Here is a 21,454-nt window from a genome sequence, read left to right on the forward strand (position 1 = left end):
CCATCGGCGGTTGCTGGGCTCCCGCGGGGATTGACGACGACGTCGTGGCGGGGACGGAGGCGGGTTCCCGAGTCGCGGCGCCGCGGCATGAGTCGGGACGGACGGCTTTCCCGTGCCGCTTGCGGCCGATATGCGCACGGGACCGCGGGCGGCGAGATGGTTCTCCGCATGGAACGGCTACGGTGCTGCGCGACACGTCCGTTGAGAGAAGGAGGCGAGCTGATGTTGAGCCACGAAGAGAAGTTGGAGCGCATCGAGCTCATCGATGCCGTGTGCGATGCCGGGAGGCTGGCGAGGGGCCTGGACCAGCTGCTCGAGTCCCTGGCGCATGCCGACCAGCTGGACCCGCTCGACGTCGAGGGGATTCTGGCCCTGAAGTCGATAAGTGAGAGGTGCGCCGAGCGCATCGGCGACGCCGCGCGAATCTTGGAGGCTCAGAACGAGGTTCTCTACGCCGAGGAATGGGCAAACGCCAAACCTCGCGAAAACGAGAGATGAGGACCCGAACGAAAGCGGCCATCCAAGCCCGATCAGGGCGTCCATCGCCGTCCGCGCTCATATAAAGCCTGGACATCGGCTGTCCTCGCATTCCCAGTGCCGCCGCGTGCCGTCGCGTTATAATGCTGCAAACGCATTTGTATTGCATTTCGAGCGATGGGAGCGCAGATGCCCGACAGCTACAAGGAGCTCATCAAGAGCAATCCCGACGAGACCGAGATCAGAAGCTTCCTGGTGGACGGCGACCAGGTCTCCGTGACCCTGCGCATCCCCGACACCCTGCGCGACGCGGCGAAGGAGGAGGCGGCCCTGCGGGGCATGAGCTTCTCCGCCTTCGTGCGCACCTGCATGATCGAAGAGCTCGCGAAAAAGGGGGCATAGAGGCGTGAAGTCGCTAAGCAACGTCGGCGCGGAGCGCCTGGGAGACGCCCTCGGCGAATCCATCGACGACGGCGCGAAGTTGTCGATAATCAGCTCGTATTTCACCGTGTTCGCCTACGGGGAGCTCAAAGAGGAGCTCTCCAAGGTCGACGAGGTGCGCTTCCTGTTCAGCGAGCCCACCTTCATCAAGCGCATGGCCGACTCGAAGGAGCCGCGCGAGTTCGAGGTAGCCCGCCGCGCGCGCGAGGTCGGCGTCGGCGGCTCGGGGCTCGAGCTCACGCTGCGCAACAACCTAAACCAACGCGCGCTCGCCCGCGAATGCGCCGAGTGGATCCGCGAGAAGGGCGTCTTCAAGTCCGCCAAGACGTCCGGCGCCATTCAGCCGGGCGGCACCTACGTGGTGGAGAACCCATCCGGCGACGACCACGCCTTCATGGGCGCCGCCGCGAACTTCACGCAGGAGGGCCTCGGCTACGAGCGCCGTCCGGGAACCGTGACCTGCGTGAGCCATTTCGAGAACGCGACCGAGGCCGTCGGCCTCAAGATGATGTTCGAGTCGGTCTGGGACAACCCTGCCATGGTCGAGGAGGTCACCGCGCAGGTGGCCGCCCAGGTCGAGACGCTCTACCGCGAGAACCCGCCCGAGTTCATCTATTTCCTGACCCTGTACCACCTGTTCCGCGACTTCATGGAGGACGACGAGGACAACGGCATCCGCCCCGGCCTCAAGTTCGAGGAGTCCGTGGTCTGGAGCAAGCTCTACGACTTCCAGAAGGACGCCGTCGTGGGCGCCATCCGCAAGCTGGAGAAGTACAAGGGCTGCATCATCGCCGACTCGGTGGGCCTGGGCAAGACCTACGAGGCGCTCGCCGTCATGAAGTACTACCAGGAGCGCAACGACCGCATCCTCGTGCTGTGCCCGAAGCGCCTGCGGGACAACTGGACCCTGTGGACGCAGGACAACGACGACCGCAACCCGCTGGCCGACGACCGCTTCAGCTACACGGTGCTCAACCACACCGACCTGTCGCGCTACCACGGCATGAGCGGCGAGGTGGACCTCGAGCACCTGCGCTGGGGCCACTTCGACCTCCTCGTCATCGACGAGAGCCACAACTTCAGGAACAAGAGCACCGACGCGGACAAGACCGACCGCTACACGCGCCTCATCGAGGACGTCATCAAGTCGGGCCAGCGCACGAAGGTGCTCATGCTCTCTGCCACCCCGGTGAACAACCGCCTGCTCGACCTGCGAAACCAGATCGAGCTCATCACCGAGGGAGACGACGCGTACCTCGCCGATACCGATGGCATCCCGTCGATCACCCACGTGACGCGCGTCGCCCAGCAGAGGTTCAACGAGTGGAGCAAGCTCTCCGACTCCGAGCGCACGACCGAGAGCTTCGTGAACGCGGTGAACGCCGACTACTTCAAGCTGCTCGACGTGCTGACCATCGCGCGCAGCCGCAAGCACATCACGAAGTACTACGGCGCCGCGAGCGGTACCTTCCCGGCGCGCCGGCCGCCCCTGTCGTTTCAGACGCCCATTGACCTAGAAGGCGAGCTGCCGCCGATTGCCGTGCTCAACGACATGATCGCCCAGCTCACGTTCGCCCAGTACCAGGTGCTCTCCTACGTGCGCGCCGACCAGCGCCGCAAGTACGAGGACCGCTACGGGGACACGTGGGGCAAGGACTTCGAGAGCCAGGTCCACCGCACGACGGCGGTGGCCAACCTCATGCGCGTCAACGTCCTCAAGCGCATGGAGTCCTCCGTGAACAGCTTCCGCATCACGCTGCGACGAATCCTCGACGGCTGCGTCGACCTGCGCGCGAGGCTCGACGCCGACGCGTCGGGGGTCGCCTACGGCACCGAGGGCCTCGAGGACGGGTTCGACGACGACGATGCCGAGGAGTTCGAGGCCGGCGGCAAGGTGCGAGTCGACCTGCGAGACGTCGACGCCCTGCGCCTGGGCCAGGACCTCGACTTCGACATCCAGGTGCTCCGGGCCCTGCTAACCTATGCCGACGCGGTGACGCCCGAGCGCGACGCCAAGCTCGTGAAGCTGCGCGACTTCATCGCGGGCAAGGTCAGCGAGCCGTACAACCCCGGCAACCGCAAGGTGCTGGTGTTCAGCGCGTTCGCCGACACGACGGCGTACCTTTTCGAGCAGCTGGCGCCCTGGCTGAAGCGCGAGCTCGGAATCGAGTGCGCCGAGGTGGCGGGCAGCTCCAACCGGACCTACTCGCTGAAGCTTCCCAGGACCACCTTCGAGAACATCCTCGCGAGGTTCTCTCCCGTCTCAAAGGAGCTGCCGGAGAGCCAGCGGGAGCTCGGCGAGATCGACGTCGTCTTCGCGACGGACTGCATCTCCGAGGGCCAGAACCTGCAGGACTGCGACTGCCTGGTGAACTACGACATCCACTGGAACCCCGTGCGTATCATCCAGCGCTTCGGCCGCATCGACCGCCTGGGATCGAAGAACTCCCAGATCCAGCTGGTCAACTTCTGGCCGGACATCGCGCTCGACGAGTACATCCAGCTCGAGGGCCGCGTGAAGGGGCGCATGGCGCTGCTCGACGCGTCGGCAACCGGCGAGGAGAACGTGCTGGAGGCCAAGGGCAATGGAGAGATGAACGACCTCAAGTACCGTCGCCGGCAGCTCCAGCAGCTCAAGAGCGAGGTGCTCGACCTCGAGGACATCTCGGGCGGCATCTCGATCACGGATTTCGCCTTCGACGACTTCCGCGTGGAGCTCCAGCGCTACGCCAAGGAGCATCCCGGCGCGTTGGAGAACTCGCCGGCGGGACTGCACGCCGTGGCCCCCATCCCCGACGAGCTTCGCAGCGACGTGAAGCCAGGCGTGGTCTTCTGCCTCAAGCAGAACGACGAGGGCAACGATCCCAGGGACACGAACCCTGTCTTCCCGTACTACGTGGTGTACGTGTCGGCCGACGGCGAGGTCATGACGAAGCACACCCAGCCCAAGCCGGCGCTCGACATCATGCGCGCCGTCTGCTCTGGGCATCCCGAGCCCATCGCTAAGCTGTGCCGCGAGTTCAACCGCGAGACCCGCGACGGGACGAGGATGGACGCCTACACCGACCTGCTTGACGATGTCGTTGCGGCCATCACCGGAACGCAGCAGGACAAAGGCATCGAGAGCCTGTTCAGCCTGGGAGAGGTCGGCAGCGGCACCGTCATGGGCTTCAACGACTACTCGTTGGTATGTTTCGCGGTGCTGCGATGAGCGGCATCGACTGGAACGGAATCCTGCGCCTGCCCGAAGCGGCGCTCGCGGGATGCCGCCGCATTCCCAAGACGGTGCTCGTCAAGCAGGCCATGCTCACCAAGACCGAGCAGAAGAGGCTCGACAAGGTCGCGCGCCTCGAGCACTTCGCCACGGTCCAGAAGTCCACGACGCGCATCCCGCCGTACGAGGACGACGAGCGCAACGTGCAGAGCGTCGTCTTCCTCCGTTGCGAGATGACAGCCGGGACCATGGCGGTGGCCGAGGTGGCGGAGCTCGTGCACAAGTGCTTCCCGAACCCGACGGTGCTCCTGGTCGAGGCGGGCGGCTGCGCGTGCATATCGGTCGCCCTCACGCGGAGGAGCCAGGCCGAGCAGGGCGCGACGGTCGTCGACCGAGTCGAGTCGACGGGCGCGTTCGATCCTGGCCGTTCAGAATACGCGGACTTCCTAGGCGCGCTGGCATTCGGGCGGCTCTCGCAGGGCGACCTCTGGGAGTACCTGGTCGACCTGTCGCGCACCGTAGCGCTGTCCCGCGCGATTGGCGGCCTGGGGTTCTACCCCGTATGCCCCGCTCGAGACCGGGAAAAGCTGATCGCCCTCACGTCGCGCTACGATGAGATGGGAGCCTCCGTCAAGCGGCTGAAGGAGCAGCGGCGGTCGAAGGACATAACGCTCAACGAGTCCGCGAAGCTGAGGATGGAAATGAAGGAAGAGGAGCGACGCCTGAGGGCGGTCGCCGATGAGATAAAGGAGATCTGCAATGGCCGTTCTAGATGAGTATATTTTGCGAGCGGCGCGCCTTTTGAGTGATGCTGCAGATGAGGATGTTGATGCGCTCTGCCGTGAAATCATGCAGGTCTTCGACCTCGACTACACTAACCCCGAGGCTTTAAAATATATCAATTCCTCAAGCTCATTTCGCTACTCGAAAAGCGACCTAGGGATGATTCTCCAGAAGCTGCGCCTAAAGCGGGAAGACTCAGACGACAAAGCGTTCGGTGCCGCATTCTGCGCAACTATAACGCAGCATATCAGGAGACTGGAGCAAGCTCTTGAAGAGGGCGTGAAAGACGACGAGCTCAAAGCCGTATACGACTCAATCGACTACGTCTACGCAAACGCGAGGGGCTACGACTCCTACACGGACGGACTAGCCTCCTATTCCTATGGGTCTTCCAATCGCAATGATTTCAACGATGAACAGACGCAACTACGTATCGACAAACTGAAGCATTTCCGTGATGAGGAGCTCCGTAAGCTGAAAATCGCCGAAGCGCAGGGCGCTAGCGTCAGCCTCACGGCATCCGCCACGAGCAACGTACAGGTCACGTTAGAGGCAACCTTTGAACAGATTGACAAATTGCCAGAGACAACGCTTTCCGATGACGAGAAGACGCTGCTCAAAGGGATGATGGGCGATCTCAACACAAAAGATAAAAGCAAACGGGGCAGCAAGCTTGACAAACTCCTGAGCTGGCTTGCCGGCAAGGGCACCGACGTTTTTATTGCCGCCATGCCCTACATAGTTCAACTAATCAAATCTCAACTTTCCTAGGAGGAGACCTCATGGGCGAGATAGAAAAGATGACTCTTGAATCGGAGAGTCTTATTGACGACCGCCTGAATAAGCTCAAGGAGCTGATGCCCGAAGTGTTCTCCGAGAGCGGAATCGACTTCGACAAACTGCGGCTGGAGCTTGGCGACGAGGTAGACGAGGGCCTGGAGCGCTATGCGTTCACGTGGCCCGGCAAGGCCGATGCCATCCGCCAGTCGCAGATGTCCAGCACTGCTACTTTGCGTCCCCGTATCGAGAAAAGCCGCAGCCGCGATGGAGAGGATGGGTCCTTCGACTCGGACAACATTTATATCGAAGGCGACAATCTCGAGGTGCTGAAGCTCCTACAGCGCGGCTACCACGGCAAGGTCAAGATGATCTACATCGACCCACCCTACAACACGGGTCACGACTTTGTCTACAAGGACAATTTCGGCAACTCTGTCGATAACTATAAGGAGCAGGCGGGACTCGCCGGCCAGTCCAACGCCGACACAAGTGGCCGCTACCATAGCGACTGGTGCTCGATGATGTACCCTAGGTTGAGACTGGCTCGAGAGCTCCTAACCGACGATGGCGTCATTTTCATTTCGATTGACGATAACGAAGACCGCAATTTGCGCATCCTCTGTGACGAGGTGTTCGGAGAGGCAAATTTCGTTTCTCAGCTAATCTGGGAACGAGCTTACTCGCCCAAGAATGACGCCAAATACGTTTCAAATAGCCATGATTATGTTCTCGTATACGCCAAATCCATTGAGCGCTTTGTGATTGGACGCCTGCCGAGAACAGACGAGGCAAACGCCCGCTACAAGAATCCAGACAACGACCCTCGAGGCGTTTGGAAGCCAAGCGACCTCAGTGTAAAGACTTACAGCCCAGATTCCGACTATCCAATCACAACGCCCTCGGGGCGTGTTGTAGAGCCTCCAGCAGGACGCTGCTGGAGGCTCTCGCGAAACGCGTTTCGCGAGAGACTCCAGGATAACCGCATTTGGTTTGGCCCAAACGGCGACAGCGTCCCTTGCATCAAGCGTTTCCTAACAGAGCTCAAATATGATGGAATGGCTCCAACTTCAATCATGTTTTACAAAGAAGTGGGTCACAGCCAGGAAGGCGCCAAGGAGCTCGTATCTCTATTTGACGGAAAGGGCTATTTCGATGGACCGAAACCGACGAAACTACTTCAGCGCCTGATAACCCTTGCGAATCTGCTAATGTGCGATAAAGAAGTAATAGAAGTGTAAAAAATTTTGCCGTTCCTATCCGGCACTTAGGGCTGTGTCGGATAGGTCAGGCGTTAGGCTTCCGGCAAGTCTATCTTGCCGACAAAGCTGTAATAAATCTCAATGTCCTGCCTGCGGGTGCCGTTCTCGTCATAGCTGCACTCATGCACGACGATTTTCTCAATCATTTCCCGCAAGAGGGTGGGGGTCAATTCTTCAAAAGCAAGGTGCTTTCTCACAATCCCCATGAATTTCTCGGCGTTGACGGTGGCGGCCTGCGACTTGGAAAGTTCCTCCTGCAAAGCGGCAGCCCGGTCTTTCAGTTCCCGCTGCTCCTGCTCATAGTCCGCCGACAGCTCCATGAAACGCTCGTCGCTGATTTTGCCGCTTACATTGTCCTCATACAGCCGCTTGATAATGCGGTTCACTTCGGCAATGCGTGTCTGGGCCTGTTCAAGCTGCTTCGTGGCTGCGGCGGTCTTTCTCTTGCCGCCGATTTCGTTCTGCTGGATGAGCAGCTTTACAAAGCGGCTCTCATGCCTGGCGGCGTATTCCGTCACTTGCCGGAGATTGGAAAGCACGCCCGCCGTCAAAAGGTCGGTGCGGATAAAGTGTGCCGTACAGTCACGGGTACGCTTCTTGTAGCTGCCGCAGATATAACAGTCCTGCTTGCGGTTCTATTCGTCTGTTCCTGGTTCAAAATAGTTTCTCCTCTCTGATACTGATTTTATCAATGATATTTCGCAATAGCCAGCAATGAACGCTTGCATTGCGCAAGACGTTACATTATCTTCTGAAACATATAGCGCACCTTGTCCAGGCGGCTGTTTGGACGGCGGGGCTGGATGACTGGCTTGCCGACAGCGGCCTGATACCCTTTCAGTTCTGTAAGGCATACGCTCTGCCCGTTGGTGTAAAAGGCCAGATCAGTACGGTATGCCTGTATACAGCGGGCGGGAATCTCGCCAGTAAAGACAACTTCATCCTTTTTTACCTGGACCGTTTCGATGGTGGCACAGTATTTCGGTGCATCATGATAAGCCCTGGAAAGATATTCCCGGGGCGCATAGAGGGTGAAGGAGAGATAAGGTTCCAGCAGTTGCGTCCCTGATTCCTTCAATGCCTGTTCCAATACAATCGGGGCCAATGAGCGGAAGTCCGCCGGCGTGCTGACCGGACTGTAATAAAGCCCGTATTCAAAGCAAATCTTACAGTCCGTTACGTTCCAGCCGAACAAGCCCTGCTCCAGCCCGTAACGGATACCATCCCTGACAGCGTTTTGAAAACTCTGGTTCAAGTATCCCAGCGAAACCCGGCTCTCGTATTGTACACCGGAGCCAAGCGGGAGTGGTGTAACAGACAGTCCGATGGATGCCCAAAACGGGTTGGGCGGCACCTCGATATGGATGGTGTGGCTGGCTGCTTTGAGCGGCCGCTCCATATAAATGACGGTGGGTTCCTTTACCACTGTTTCAAGCTTGTATTTTTCCGACAGCAAAGCGGAAACAACCTCCAACTGCACCCGGCCCAAAAAAGAAAGAATGATCTCATGGGTGATGGAATCCACCTCGCAGCGCAAAAGCGGGTCAGTATCCGCAAGTTGCGTAAGAGCGTCCAGCAGCCGTTCTCTTTGCGCTGCCGTTTTCGGCGCAATCGACGTCCGCAGCATGGGGAGGGGGTCCTCACGCCACCTTTTACGAGGGAGCCGGGTTGGGTCCCCTAATACATCGTTTAACCTCACGCTGTCGCTGGGAAGGATAACAATTTCACCCGGATAAGCGGTGTCTGTCCGAACAATTTCCCCTTTGGATGGAATACGCATCTCTGTGATTTTCAGCTTTTCTCTCCCGGCCAGGGCCACCGTATCCCGCAGGCGCAGCGTTCCGCTGTATAGCCGTAGATAGACACGCCGCTGGCCGCAATCTGTATACTCCACCTTGAAAACGCTGCCGCATAGGGCGGCGCTCCCCTGTTCCCCAATCGGTTGGAACAGCCCTGTCACCGCATCCATCAACGGTTGAATGCCAAGGCCCTTTTTGGCGCTGCCATAATAGACCGGGAACAGGGAGGCGTCTTGAACCCGCCGCTGTTCCTCCCGCACAAGTTTTTCCCGGCTGATTGGTTCTCCTGCGATATACTTTTCCAATAATTTATCGTTATTTTCGATGACCGCATCCCATGCTTCTATGTCGGTATTTTCCTCCAGGACTATTTCCGGGGACAGCGACACCGTCTGCTTGATGATAATATCGGCGGAGAGCTTATCCCGAACAGACTGAACCACGCTCTGCAAATCAACGCCAGCCTGGTCGATCTTGTTGATAAAGATAACGGTGGGAATGTTCATTTTCCGCAGGGCATGGAACAGAATACGGGTCTGGGCCTGCACGCCATCTTTAGCGGAGATCACCAAGATGGCCCCATCTAAAACAGCCAAAGAGCGGTACACCTCCGCCAAAAAATCCATGTGGCCGGGCGTATCCACAATGTTGACTTTACATCTGTGCCACTGGAAGGAAGTGACTGCCGCTTGAATGGTAATCCCACGCTGCCGCTCCAAAAACATGGTGTCCGTCCTCGTTGTCCCTTTTTCGACGCTCCCCGGTTCTGAAATGGCTCCGCTGGCATATAGCAGGCTCTCCGTCAAGGTCGTCTTTCCAGCGTCTACATGGGCAAGAATTCCAATATTGATTATTTTCATGTGATTGTCCTCCCTTTACTGCCCCGAAGGGCATAAAAATCCCCAGCAGTAAAATACTTTTACCACTGGGGATGATAATTTGCGGACATACACATATGCAGCATACACCTGTTTGTGAGTGCTGTTTTTGGGGATATGTCAAAATTGATAAGGCAAAAGTATTCTTAAATTGGGTACAAAAAACTAAGCCCCTACAAAATGGACTATCATAATCCTTTGTTCCCACTATTTGATTATAGTTTTATTTAAGAATACCTTGCCGCATATTTTTTACTCCTTTTCTGGACTTGAATTATTATATCACATCAGTTTTAGGAAAACAAGTATCTAAAAGAAATTTTTCTTCCCCTTATATGTAACAATCATACCGGCTTCCTAACGTTCAGAATGGTTTCTACTGTCTGCTGCGGTGTTTGGTTGGAATTGTCCAGCCAAAAGCCGATCCGTGGTGTTGTCTGCATTTTACTAAATACAAATTCAATGTATACAGAAAGAAATATATAAGGAGTGGGAGGGATTCCGCCGTAGTCGGCATTGTAGGAAAATCCAAAAGTTTAGATTTTCTCAAAATGCTTATCTTTTGGTCTTTGGTTCGGAATAGTGTAGTGCTGGCGGTCTATCTATTGTTTTCGGTTGCTTGCTTCTTTACCGTACATGAGCATTTAAGCACGGGTGATATTGTGCTTGATTTTTTCTCAGGCTCAGCATCGACCGCCCATGCCATGTTCCTGCAGGAGCTCGGAAAAGATGATCGCTATCAGTTTATCCTTGTCCAGCTTCCAGAGCCTTGTGACCCGAAACGCGACGCCTACAAGGACGGGTATGAGACTCTCTGCGACATAGGCGAAGGACGCATTCGCCGCGCAGGCGACAAAATCAAAACCGAGCTCGAGGAATCCAACCGTCAACTCAAGCTTGGCGAGGGACCCAAGCAGCTTCCCGACATCGGCTTCCGTGTGTTCGAGCTCGATGAGTCCGGCATTGAGAAGCCCGAGCCCGGTCAGCTCCTCTTCGACGTGGTCAAGCCCGATCGCTCCGATATGGATATCGTCTTCGAGATGATGCTCAAATGGGGCCTCGAGCTCACGCTGCCCGTCGAGAAGTCTGAAGCCGCGGGCTATCCCATCTGGTCCGTCGCTTGCGACGAGCTCGTCTGCTGCATGTCCCGAGGCCTCACCATTGAGGCGCTCGAGGCCATCGCCGACATGGAGCCCAGGCGCGTTCTCATCCTCGATTCCGTCCTCGACGACACCCTCAAGCTCAACGCCGTGCAGATCTTCAAGCACGCCGGCGAGCGCATGGGCTGTGAGATCGAATTGAGGACGGTCTAGCATGGCGGCGCTCGAGTTCAAGTTCTCATCCGACCAGCAGCACCAGCTGGAGGCCATCGAAGCAACCTGCGACCTGTTCCGCGGACAACAATTTATTGGCAGCGTATTCTCCGCCGATTCCGGCCGCAAAGGCCAGACGGCAATCGGCGAGCTCATGGTCGGCCACGGCAACGAGCTTCGCGTGGCGCCGGGCCAGCTCCTCGACAACCTGCACGCCGTGCAGGAGGAGGGCTGCCTCCCGGCAACCGACGTCCTCACCGATGGGCGCCTGCGAGACTTCACCGTCGAGATGGAGACCGGCACCGGCAAGACCTACGTCTACATCCGCTCCATCTACGAGCTAAACCGCCGCTACGGCATCACCAAGTTCGTTATCGTCGTGCCGAGCGTGGCCATCCGCGAGGGCGTCCTCAAGAGCCTCCAGACCACCCGCAGGCACTTCGAGACGCTCTACGACCGCACGCCGCTCGACTACTTCGTGTACGACTCGAAGGACATGGGGCCGGTGGGTAACTTCGCCACGTCGAGCTCCATCCAGGTCATGGTCATCAACATCGACGCGTTCAACAAGGGCCTCGAGAAGGATGGCACCGCGAAGGAGGGCAACCTCTTCCACCGTCCCAGCGAGAAGCTCACCGGCGGCTTCAGCCCTCGCGAGCTCGTGAGCGCCTGCAAGCCCGTCGTCATCATCGACGAGCCCCAGAGCGTCGACAACACCAAGCAGGCCAAGGCCGCCATCAAGAGCCTGAACCCGCTGTTCGTGCTGCGCTACTCGGCCACGCACAAGCAGGCCTACAACATGATCTACCGCCTCACGCCGGTCGACGCCTTCGAGCGCCACCTGGTGAAGGGCATCTGCGTGGACTCGATCAAGGCCGAGGCGAACCTCAACGGCGCGTACGTGAGGCTCGAGTCCGTCAAGTCCGACCCGTTCTCCGCCAAGGTGTCCATCGACGTGCGCCAGGCCGACGGCACGCAGAAGCGCAAGGCCGTCACGGTGAAGACCGGCAACGACCTCTACCAGAAGAGCGGCGAGAACAGCGACTACGAGAGCGGCTGGGTGGTCAACAACATCGGCGCCGCAGTGGGCGACGAGTTCATAGAGTTCCAGAACGGCGAGGTGCTCGAGCTCGGCGAGGCGCTGGGCGACGTCAACGAGGAGGTCGTCAAGCGCGCGCAGATCCGCCGCACCATCGAGGACCACCTGGCCCGCCAGTTCGAGCTGTGGCCGCGCGGCGTGAAGGTGCTCTCGCTCTTCTTCATCGACCGCGTCGACCGATACCGCGTCTACGAGCCCGAAGTCCACGGCGGCCTGTACGCCCTGATGTTTGAGGAGGAGTACGCAGGTGCCCTGAACTCGAAGGCGCCTCGTCGCATCGCAAAGGCGGCGGGGATCGGCAAGGGCACGTGGCTCGAGTGCTACGAAGCCGTCGGCGCCCCGCTGGTGCGCGACCCCCACGCCGTGCACCAGGGATACTTCGCCAAGGACAAGAAGGGCAAGTTCAAGGACTCCAAGGGAGCCGCCGGCACCGCCGACGACGCCGGGGCCTTCGAGCTCATCATGCAGAAGAAGGAGACGCTCATCTCCTTCCCGGACGGCAAGGACGCGGACAAGGACGTCTCTTTCGTCTTCAGCCACTCCGCGCTCAAGGAGGGCTGGGACAACCCCAACGTGTTCCAGATCTGCACGCTCGTCGAGACAAAGGACAACCTGACCAAGCGCCAGAAGATCGGCCGCGGTCTGCGCCTGTGCGTGAACCAGGATGGCGAGCGCCTGTACGACCCAGAGGCGAACGTGCTCACCGTCATCGCGAACGAGAGCTACGACGACTTCGCCAACGGCCTGCAGAAGGAGCTTGAGGCTGAGGACTTCAAGTTCGGCGTCATCACTCCGGAGAGCTTCACGAAGGTCACGGTCAAGGGCGATGATGGCGTCGAGGAGCGCCTGGGCTACGAGAAGTCCAAGCAGGTCTACGACCACCTCGTCGCGACCGGCATGGTCGACGACAAGGGCGCGGTGACGCCCGAGCTGAAGGCGGCCGCCGAGGAGGGCAAGGTCGAGCTCCCCGCCGAGCTCGAGCCTGCCAAGGAGCAGGTCGAGGCGATCATCATCCACAAGTCCCAGAGGGTCCAGATCCGTGACAAGGCCAAGGAGGTCTCGGTCGAGCTGCAGAAGGACGTCACGCTCGACCCTGCGTTCCAGGCCCTGTGGGACCGCATCCGCCAGCGCACGCGCTTCCAGGTCGAGGTCGACTCCGGCAAGCTCATCGAACATGCCATCGAAGCTGTCGACGGCATGCTCGCCGTGCGCCCGCCCCAGGTGACGAGCGAGCGTGCCTCGCTGGGCATCGACGACGCGGGCGTGAGCGCCGAGGGCACGGGCACCTCCGTGGTGTCCGTTTCGGGAAAGGTGAAATACGACCTTCCCGACCCGATCGCAGAGCTGCAGGACGCCGTCGGGCTCACCCGCGGCACCATCAAGGCGATCCTCGAGGGCTGCAGCCGCCTCGACGAGTTCGAGATCGACCCCGCGACCTTCCTCGCGCAGGTCGGCGACAAGATCAACCGCGTGAAGAACGACCTCATCGCCCAGGGCATCAAGTACGTGCGCCTTCCCGAGGACGAGTGGTACACCATGCGCGACCTCGAGCTTGACGACTACACGGCCTACCTTGGGCAGAACGCGTGGAAGCCGGACATGACGAGCAAGAGCCTGTACAACTACGTGGTCTACGACTCGGCGGGGGTCGAGCGCTCCTTTGCCGAGGCTCTAGACAAGCAGGAGGAGGTTCTCGTGTTCGCGAAATTGCCCTCGGCGTTCAAGATCGACACGCCGCTCGGCAGTTACAACCCCGACTGGGCGTACGTCGAGGAGGCCGACGGCGAGCGCCGCGTGTACTTCGTGACCGAGACCAAGGGCGGCAAGAACGGCGAGCCCGCCCTGCGCGACGCGGAGAAGATCAAGATCGGCTGCGCCAAGAAGCACTTCGAGGCGCTGGACCTCGGAAACGACTTCCATTACAACGTGCGCACGACCTACCAATACGAGGCGGTGAAGGCTTAGGATGTCGAAGCTGCCCGGAAAGATGACGCGAAAGCAGCACTGGGTGCCGCGGTTCTACCTGCGCCATTTCGCGGATTCCTCCGGGCAGCTTCATGCCTACAGCAGACAGAAGGGCTCCTTCTTCCGCACGAATTGCGAGAACCTTTGCAGCATGCGCGATCTTTATGAGGTCGAGCATGCCGATGCGACAGGCGATGCGACAGACAGATTCTATGCGCAGAACCTCATCGAGGTTAAGCTATCTGAGCTCGAGAGCCGCATCGCGCCGCTTTACGATCGCTTTTTGGAACGCCAGAAAGAAGACCAGTGCGAAGACGAAGGGTATTCTGATGGGAAAGCCGCCGTTTGCGAGCTGGCAGCAAATATCATCGTCCGGCACCCTATCAGTATGCGCGTCGACAAGAAATGGTCACGCGAGACTGCCGAAGAGCTGCTCAGAAACGTTCATCTGACACCCTATGAGCTCGGCTTGCTCGATTGGTCGGATTGGCGCGGGGATTCCCAAGCGGTGGTCGAGCTTGCCGCCGCCGCAACCATGCTCTTCTCCAACGATGATATTGTGCCAGTTAACCGTATTCGAAAGGCTTTTTTTGAGAAGAGCTTCTCCATCCTTAGGGCACCCGTCGGCTCAGGGTTCGTTACGACGTCGATGCCTATGTTCATCATCGGGCCCGAGGACGACTCGTACGATTTTCATCTCGCGTATATGCCGTTGAGCAGTGAGTATGCTGCGGTCTTTTCAGATGACCCTCTATTTCCGCCGTTTGCGAGACTCGGTTTTTCGGGCGTCGAGTTCATGAACCGACTTCTTCTGCTTAACTGCGAGCATTGGGATGTCGCCATATCGAGGGGAAGCGGCCCGCTCGAGCACGCGGTACGCGATTGAAGTCAAGCGAACAGTGCCGAATTCATGCACGAGATGTTCACGCGCGACGGCAGGGAGCTATCCCTCGACACAGTGATCTACGACCGCTCGAAGAAGAAGGGGCAGACGATGATCGATACCATCGACCGTGGCTGCCTCGAGGGCGGCTGCCTTGATGACGAGGACCTGCGCATCATCTTCGAGCACCTTCTGGGGAGAAGACGGCAAGGACCGGGAACATTAAAGGGTCAAGCAGCGTATTGATAAAATTGACCCCGCCAGCAATAACCGCAAAGGATAGATAGGGCTTTAAGGATGGATGCAGGAAAAGCAACGATAAGCGGCGTGTTCAACGGATCGCGCCTGCTCGAAATACCTTTTTACCAAAGGGCGTACGTCTGGGGAGAAGAGCAATGGGAGCGTTTCCTCGGCGACATGGAGTTCGTCACGGCCTCGAAGCGGCCCTATTTCCTGGGCTCCATCATCCTGAAGCAGGCCTCCTCCGGCAACACCTGGTCCGAGGTCTCCGAGGTTCGCACCGTCATCGACGGCCAGCAGCGACTCACGACCATGGTCATCTTCTTCAAGGCACTCTGTGCAAAAAACGGCACCAACAATTTGTTTGAGCGAGATTTCGTCCTGGAGACCGGCGATGTCGCCTTGCGGCACGGCAAGTACGACCGGCAGGATTTCGAAAAGGTCGTCAGCGCCACGGGCTGCGAACCCCTCGAGGGCTCCTCGGCCATCGTCCTTGCCTACAACTACTTCCTCAAGAATATCGACCCGGAGAAGGTCGACAGGAACACGATCAAGTCGAACGTCCAGTTCGTCTGCATCGATCTTACCGAGGGCGAGGACGAGCAGCAGAAAGAACTACTTCTTCAACCGCGAGAACGAGCAGGCGTTCAAGGAGTGCTGGGAAGACGTCTTCGAGCCCACGGCTGAGAAGAGGGAGTATTGGGAGCAGGAGATCGTTACCGGGCGCATCAAGCGCACGCTCGTCGACCTCTTCTTCGACGCGTTCCTCCAGATTCTGGTCCAGGACAAGAGGCGTGGCGTCACGACCGAGGACAAGCTCTTCTATTCGCGTACTTCGAACCTCTTCCAGTCCTACAAGGATTTCATCGGCAGGTACTGCAACGGCGACAAGGTCGAGATTCTCGACAACATGAAGGCGTATGCCGAGGCGTTCGAGTCCACGTTCGACCCTGGCTACTGCGACGCGGACATCCCCTCCGCTTCCGGCGTCGAGCGCCTGAACGTGCTGATATTCGGCCTCAAGAACTCGACGCTCATCCCGTACGTGCTCTACGTTCGAAAGAACGCGGAGTCTTCGAGCGAGGAATCTAAGATCTACGCCCTGCTTGAGAGCTACATCGTCTGCCGAATGCTGGTTCAGGCGACCACGAAGAACTACAACAGGCTGTTCACCTCGCTGATCTTGAACGAGGTGAAGGACGCGGAGGCGCTGAGGAAGGCTCTCGAAGCCAATGACGAGGCGACGACGTACATGCCCGGCGACGCCGAGGTTCGAGCGGCATTCGAGGAATCGTGTCTGTACAACCTCCAGTCCAAGGGCGTCCTCTATCTGCTGGAAAGCGCCATTCGTCCGGGCATGAGCAGCACGGCCCTGCTCGGGTTCAACCAGTACACCCTCGAGCACATGATGCCCAAGAAGTGGCGCAACAAATGGGGAGCCCTCGACGATGAGGCTGCCACGCGAAGGGACCGGAAGCTCCTCACGCTCGGCAACCTCGCCATCATCACGCATTCGCTCAACGCCTCCATCCGCGATGCCGATTGGCCCACCAAGAAGCAGGGAAAGGGATACAAGGACGGCCTTGCCCTCTGCGCCGCCGGCCTTGCGACCATGGCCGGCGCCCTAGAGAAGGAGTCTTGGAACGAGGGCGATATCGCCGATCGCGCCGAATGGCTTGCGGACAAGGCGTTGGAGGTCTGGCGCTAGGCCCTACCTGCGTCCCATCTCGAAGATGCTTGCGGTGTCGGAACCCGCATCGATGACGGATGGAACCGGCTCTTCCAAAAACGTAGTTCGTGGCGATGTCTCTTCCGTCGGCGCGTCAAGAGGCTCGCCGAGCGCTAGGAAGAACCTCATCACGTGCTCAATTCTCTGTTGCAGGGACTCGCTCAGCTCGCCGTAGGAGGCCGCCAGCCGCACCTCCTTGGCCAATTCCGCCATCGAGTCCCTCAGTGCCTTCTGCACGCTCACGGAGGGCCTCACCTCGACCTGGGTATCGGTGAGCTTGGCGATGATGTAGTCCTGCCTGTTCATGCCGCTCCAGGCTGCCATCTCGCATATGAGCTTGCGCTCCTCGGGCGTGCAGCGGAACGCCATCGTCTTGCTGCGCTTGCGGGCGCTGTTCTCGCACGGCATCCTTCTTACCCCCTCGCCCCGTCGAGCGCGGCGGCCATCTCGTCCTGCTTCGTGGGGAACAGGTGCGCGTAGCGGTAGGTGATGTCCACCGCCTCGTGGCCCATGCGCTCGGCGATGGCCAGCGCGGAGAAGCCCATCTCTATCAGCAGGCTCACATGGCTGTGGCGTATGTCGTGTATGCGGATGCGCTTCACGCCCGACGCCTTGCACCCGCGCTCCATCTCGTGGGCCAGGAAGTGCTTGGTCACGGCGAACAGGCGCTCGTCGGGGGCGACGTCGTCGCGCATCTCGATGAAGTCCGCCATCTCGTCGCGCAGGAAGGCGGGCATGACGATCGTGCGCACGGACTTGGGCGTCTTGGGGTCGGTCACGGTGTCAACGCCGTTGAGGCTCTGGTACGACTTGTTGATGCGCAGCCGCGAGCTCTCCAGCATGAAGTCGGACGGCGTGAGCGCCAGGAGCTCGCCGCAGCGTATGCCCGTCCAGTAAAGCAGCTCGAAGGCGTGGAATGAGAGAGGCTTGTCCATGACGGCCTCGCTGAACCTCAGGTACTCGTCCTTGGTCCAGAACTGCATCTCGCCGCCCTTCTTCGAGCCTATCTTGTCGACCCTGCGCACCGGGTTGTCGCTGAGGCCGTAGTAGCGCTCGGCGTGGTTGAAGATGGCGTTGAGCTGGTTGTTCACTGTGCGCAGGTACGTCGGTGCCCAGGGCTTCCCGTCGGCGTCCCGGTGCTCGGTGAGCTCGTTTTGCCACCTGATGACGTCGATCGGCCTCACGTCGCACATGCGCATGTCCCCGAAGAACGGCACGAGCTTGTCGTTGATGATGTACTCCTTGGTGATCCACGTGTGCTCGCGTATGCGCGGCTTCACCTCGGAGGCGTACACCTCGACGAACTCGGAGAACGTCATGTCCATGGCCCCGCCGTTAAGGCTCTTGAACTGGCTCTCCCACACTGCGGCCTCCACCTCGGAGGAGAAGCCGCGCTTCGTCTTGTGGCGCTTCGAGCCGCGGGCGTCGCGGTAGTAGCACTGCACGTAGAACGTGCCGTTGCCGTCGTCCTTGTACACGGGCATGTCAGTCCACCTCCGGGAAGTACAGGGCGTCGAAGACGTCGCTTCGAACGCGCCCGCGGATGACCACGCGCCCGCGCGCCTCCTGCTCGGCGTTTATCTTCCTGATCACCTCGTAGGCGCTGCCTTTCTTGATCCTCAGCAGCTCCGCGACCTCGTCGGCGTCCAGCATGTGCGGCCTCGGCGTCTTCGCCACCTTCTCGTCCATGGCTCCTCCAATCAATGGCGTACGGATACGTACGTTTCACAGATTCAGAGTAAACGTACATATCTGTACTGTCAATAGAATTGCGTACATTTGCGTACGCTGATAAGATGTGCTGGTACGTAATTCCAGGAGGAGGGCTCATGTCCGTAGGCGAGAACATAAGGCGGTACCGCAAGTCGCGCGGCATGACGCAGGCGCAGCTCGCCGAGGCGGTCGGCCTGACCGAGGGGGCCGTGCGCCACTACGAGAGCGGCATCCGCGCCGTGAAGCCCGAGCTGCTCGAGTCCATCTCCGCGGCGCTCGGCGTGTCCGTCAACGCCCTCAAGGATTACGGCGTCGAGACTGCGGGCGACCTCATGTCGCTGCTCGTGCGGCTCGAGGACTCCTTCGGCATCGTGCCCGCAGCCGACGGCACGGGCCTCTCCCTGAACCCCAAGGCGCCGCACGCGCCCAAAGCCGCGATGGCGATCGAACTGTGGGCAGAGAAGCGCGCGCAGCTCGAAAACGGCAAGATCGACGCCGACGAATACGAGGACTGGAAAGCCTCGCTGTAGCGGCTCTCCGCATTTCGCGATCAACGCAACCGAATCAGGACGGTGGACCAGGCGGCGAGCGCCGCTCGGGCCTGCGTAAGCTGAGTTTTTACTCCCCATTGCATGCCAAGGCATTTCCGGCGCACCTGGGGAGTAAATGACGCGGTGGCTTACACGGCGGCACGCGGCAGTACGCCGCGGCATTTCCCCTGGTTACTCCCGTTTTCATTGAGGCGGCGAGATTCTTTACTCCCCATTAACCACCTGGGAAAACGCTGTGAGAAGACCGCCGAAAAGCCTATTGAGTTCGATTTGAGTTTCACAGGCCCCGAAACGGCCCCGTTTGGCTCTCGGAGACAAAAATCGCGCGTCTACTCACTTGGGATGAATCCTTACTCCCGTTCCTCCGAATGCCGCACCGTGCCTTGCCGTCTTGAAACACGGGGGAGTAAATTGCGAAATCGCAGGTGAAAGGGAGTAAAACGACAAAGAAAAAGCCTCCGTCCCAACGCGGGAACGGAGGCTCGGTTATCGTATTTACTCACCAACATCGCTGGCGGCTTTGCCATGACTCTCGTACGAAACGAAACTCAGCGGCACAGTGCGGCACTCAAAAATGCAGGTCAAAACCCTATCAGCCTACTCCCACTCGATGGTTGCCGGAGGCTTGGAGGTGCAGTCCAGGACCACGCGGTTGATGCCCGGGCACTCGTTGGTGATGCGTGTAGAAATAGTGGCCAGCACGTCATAGGGCAGACGTGTCCAGTCGGCGGTCATGGCATCCTCAGAGGAAACTGGACGCAGCACGATCGGCGAACCATAGGTACGCTCGTCGCCCTGCACACCTACTGAATGCACATTGGCCAGCAGCACCACCGGGCACTGCCAGATCTGCCGATCCAGTCCGGCTCGCGACAGCTCCTCGCGGGCGATGGCATCAGCCTCACGCAGAGTCTCCAAGCGTTCACGGGTGATTTCGCCAATGATGCGGATGCCCAGACCAGGACCCGGGAAGGGCTGACGCCAGACAATCTGATCAGGCAGGCCCAGTTCGGTGCCAATGGCCCGGACCTCATCCTTAAAGAGAGTGCGCAGGGGCTCGATCAGCTTGAACTTGACGTCCTTTGGCAAACCACCCACATTGTGGTGGGACTTGATATTGGCCGCTCCGTCTCCACCGCCAGACTCGACCACGTCAGGGTAGAGTGTGCCCTGCACCAGGAACTTGACTTCCTTGCCGGTCTTGCCGGCCTCCTCAATCACCTGCCGCTGAGCCTTTTCAAAGGTGCGGATGAACTTCTCTCCAATGATCTTGCGCTTGCGCTCAGGCTCGGAAACGCCCTTGAGTGCACTCAGGAAGTCCTGCGAAGCATCCACGGCAATCAGTTTGATGCCGGTGGCCGCCACGAAATCATGCTTGACCTGCTCGGCCTCCCCCTTGCGCAAGAGCCCATGATCAACAAAGACACAGGTCAGCTGGTCGCCGACGGCCCTATGGACCAGGGCGGCCGCCACGGCTGAATCAACGCCGCCCGACAGGCCGCAGATGACCTGGTCATCACCCACCGTACGACGGATTTTCTCCACCTGCTCTTCGATAATTCCCGAAGCGTTCCAGTCCGACGGCAGTCCGGCGCACTGATGCAGGAAGCGGTCGATCAGGTCCTGCCCCAGAGGAGTGTTGGTCACCTCGGGATGCCACTGGACCCCGTACAGCCCCCGGGAAGGATCCTGCATGGCGGCCACCGGAGCACCCTCGGTATGCGCCAGAACATCAAATCCTTCAGGCGCACGGTTGACGGCGACACCGTGGCTCATCCATACATCCTGCCGCGCTGGCGAATCCTGCAGTATTCCCTTGGCGCTGTCGATGAAGGCCTCGGTCTTGCCGTACTCCCCCAGGGCCGCCTTGTCCACCTCGCCGCCCAGCTCATGGGCCATGACCTGGAAGCCATAGCAGATGCCCAGCACGGGCACACCCGCCTCGAAAATCCTCTTATCGATAGTCGGCGCCCCGTCCACGTAGACGGAGGCCGGTCCGCCGGAGAGGATGACCGCCTTGGGATCCTTGGCCAGCATCTGATCCAGGCTCATCGAATGAGGCACCAGCTCGGAGTAGACCCCCGCCTCCCTGACTCGACGAGCGATCAGCTGGGCGTACTGCGCACCGAAATCGACCACCAGGACGGGACCCTGTGCCATAAGACTCCTTATATATATTTATGCTGTATCTGCCATGAATGTCCGGGAGTGACGAATCAACGCCTGCGGACAAGTCCAGTATGGTTGCAGTTTTCGACAATGCTACTGTCACTGAGACCTCATCGGCAGCCCCGGCGGGAATTCATGTCTGCAAGCAGACAATTCCCTCG

19 protein-coding genes are annotated in these 21,454 nt (G+C 59.4%); 13 read left to right on the forward strand and 6 right to left on the reverse strand.

The genetic code is table 11. From position 1 onward, the window contains the following. Positions 1-222 precede the first annotated feature (222 nt). From ACVWNW_RS00475 to ACVWNW_RS00500, 6 genes are all read left to right on the forward strand, one after another. Positions 223-498, forward strand: a complete 276-nt coding sequence (locus ACVWNW_RS00475) for a hypothetical protein (RefSeq protein ID WP_052118776.1) — start codon at positions 223-225, stop codon at positions 496-498. A 168-nt stretch (positions 499-666) separates the two neighbouring features. Next, positions 667-879 (forward strand): YlcI/YnfO family protein, encoded by a 213-nt coding sequence (locus ACVWNW_RS00480; protein ID WP_227561562.1) that lies wholly within the window; start codon positions 667-669, stop codon positions 877-879. Between the two features lie 4 nt (positions 880-883). After that, the gene (locus tag ACVWNW_RS00485) at positions 884-4,129 is read left to right on the forward strand and encodes a helicase-related protein (RefSeq protein WP_033499418.1); all 3,246 of its coding nucleotides are present in this window, start codon (positions 884-886) and stop codon (positions 4,127-4,129) included. Next, a complete protein-coding gene (locus ACVWNW_RS00490; RefSeq protein ID WP_033499419.1) occupies positions 4,126-4,908 on the forward strand; it encodes a DUF4391 domain-containing protein in 783 nt (260 codons plus the stop codon). Before ACVWNW_RS00485 ends, ACVWNW_RS00490 begins: the two co-directional genes overlap by 4 nt. Next, positions 4,892-5,686, forward strand: coding sequence for a hypothetical protein (locus ACVWNW_RS00495; RefSeq protein ID WP_033499420.1), 795 nt, complete (start codon positions 4,892-4,894; stop codon positions 5,684-5,686). Before ACVWNW_RS00490 ends, ACVWNW_RS00495 begins: the two co-directional genes overlap by 17 nt. A gap of 11 nt (positions 5,687-5,697) precedes the next feature. Next, on the forward strand, positions 5,698-6,933 hold the full coding sequence (locus ACVWNW_RS00500; protein WP_197702168.1) for a site-specific DNA-methyltransferase: 1,236 nt from the start codon (positions 5,698-5,700) through the stop codon (positions 6,931-6,933). A 53-nt stretch (positions 6,934-6,986) separates the two neighbouring features. Here the strand turns inward: ACVWNW_RS00500 and ACVWNW_RS00505 are convergent, their stop codons facing one another. Together ACVWNW_RS00505 and tet(W) are read right to left on the reverse strand one after the other, a co-directional pair. Continuing rightward, positions 6,987-7,493 (reverse strand): DUF4368 domain-containing protein, encoded by a 507-nt coding sequence (locus ACVWNW_RS00505; protein WP_431978847.1) that lies wholly within the window; start codon positions 7,491-7,493, stop codon positions 6,987-6,989. A gap of 200 nt (positions 7,494-7,693) precedes the next feature. Further along, positions 7,694-9,613, reverse strand: coding sequence for a tetracycline resistance ribosomal protection protein Tet(W) (tet(W), locus tag ACVWNW_RS00510; protein ID WP_000691721.1), 1,920 nt, complete (start codon positions 9,611-9,613; stop codon positions 7,694-7,696). Positions 9,614-10,218: 605 nt separating this feature from the next. On the opposite strand from tet(W), the gene ACVWNW_RS00515 reads away from it, so the two are divergent. The 6 genes from ACVWNW_RS00515 (at position 10,219) to ACVWNW_RS00540 (ending at position 16,839) form a co-directional block, all read left to right on the forward strand. Next, on the forward strand, positions 10,219-10,944 hold the full coding sequence (locus tag ACVWNW_RS00515; RefSeq protein WP_197702167.1) for a hypothetical protein: 726 nt from the start codon (positions 10,219-10,221) through the stop codon (positions 10,942-10,944). Between the two features lies 1 nt (position 10,945). Then, complete coding sequence (locus ACVWNW_RS00520) at positions 10,946-14,008, forward strand: type III restriction-modification system endonuclease (RefSeq protein ID WP_033499421.1); 3,063 nt, start codon at positions 10,946-10,948, stop codon at positions 14,006-14,008. A 1-nt stretch (position 14,009) separates the two neighbouring features. Beyond that, positions 14,010-14,894: a DUF4238 domain-containing protein gene (locus tag ACVWNW_RS00525; protein WP_022349656.1), complete on the forward strand. Its 885-nt coding sequence runs from the start codon at positions 14,010-14,012 to the stop codon at positions 14,892-14,894. 24 nt (positions 14,895-14,918) lie between these two features. Next, positions 14,919-15,137 carry a hypothetical protein gene (locus ACVWNW_RS00530; RefSeq protein ID WP_022349657.1) on the forward strand — a complete coding sequence of 73 codons (219 nt, stop codon included), beginning with the start codon at positions 14,919-14,921 and terminating at the stop codon, positions 15,135-15,137. Positions 15,138-15,188: 51 nt separating this feature from the next. Next, complete coding sequence (locus tag ACVWNW_RS00535) at positions 15,189-15,818, forward strand: DUF262 domain-containing protein (RefSeq protein WP_454482418.1); 630 nt, start codon at positions 15,189-15,191, stop codon at positions 15,816-15,818. 565 nt (positions 15,819-16,383) lie between these two features. Continuing rightward, positions 16,384-16,839 carry an HNH endonuclease family protein gene (locus ACVWNW_RS00540; RefSeq protein WP_269748872.1) on the forward strand — a complete coding sequence of 152 codons (456 nt, stop codon included), beginning with the start codon at positions 16,384-16,386 and terminating at the stop codon, positions 16,837-16,839. Between the two features lie 3 nt (positions 16,840-16,842). Here ACVWNW_RS00540 and ACVWNW_RS00545 read toward each other — a convergent pair whose 3' ends face one another. Genes ACVWNW_RS00545 through ACVWNW_RS00555 form a run of 3 tightly spaced genes read right to left on the reverse strand, consistent with a single transcriptional unit; the run spans position 16,843 to position 18,549 of the window. Then, complete coding sequence (locus tag ACVWNW_RS00545) at positions 16,843-17,268, reverse strand: plasmid mobilization protein (RefSeq protein WP_022349659.1); 426 nt, start codon at positions 17,266-17,268, stop codon at positions 16,843-16,845. A gap of 5 nt (positions 17,269-17,273) precedes the next feature. After that, complete coding sequence (locus ACVWNW_RS00550; protein ID WP_022349660.1) at positions 17,274-18,344, reverse strand: site-specific integrase; 1,071 nt, start codon at positions 18,342-18,344, stop codon at positions 17,274-17,276. Between the two features lies 1 nt (position 18,345). Then, entirely contained in the window at positions 18,346-18,549 is a 204-nt protein-coding gene (locus ACVWNW_RS00555; RefSeq protein ID WP_006681531.1) for a hypothetical protein, read from the reverse strand. A gap of 140 nt (positions 18,550-18,689) precedes the next feature. On the opposite strand from ACVWNW_RS00555, the gene ACVWNW_RS00560 reads away from it, so the two are divergent. Further along, a complete protein-coding gene (locus ACVWNW_RS00560) occupies positions 18,690-19,103 on the forward strand; it encodes a helix-turn-helix domain-containing protein (protein WP_022349661.1) in 414 nt (137 codons plus the stop codon). Between the two features lie 618 nt (positions 19,104-19,721). On the opposite strand, the gene guaA is transcribed toward ACVWNW_RS00560, so the two are convergent. Continuing rightward, entirely contained in the window at positions 19,722-21,284 is a 1,563-nt protein-coding gene (gene guaA / locus ACVWNW_RS00565; RefSeq protein WP_454482422.1) for a glutamine-hydrolyzing GMP synthase, read from the reverse strand. Positions 21,285-21,454: the final 170 nt, after the last annotated feature.

The organism is Bifidobacterium sp. JNUCC 75 (assembly GCF_054819865.1).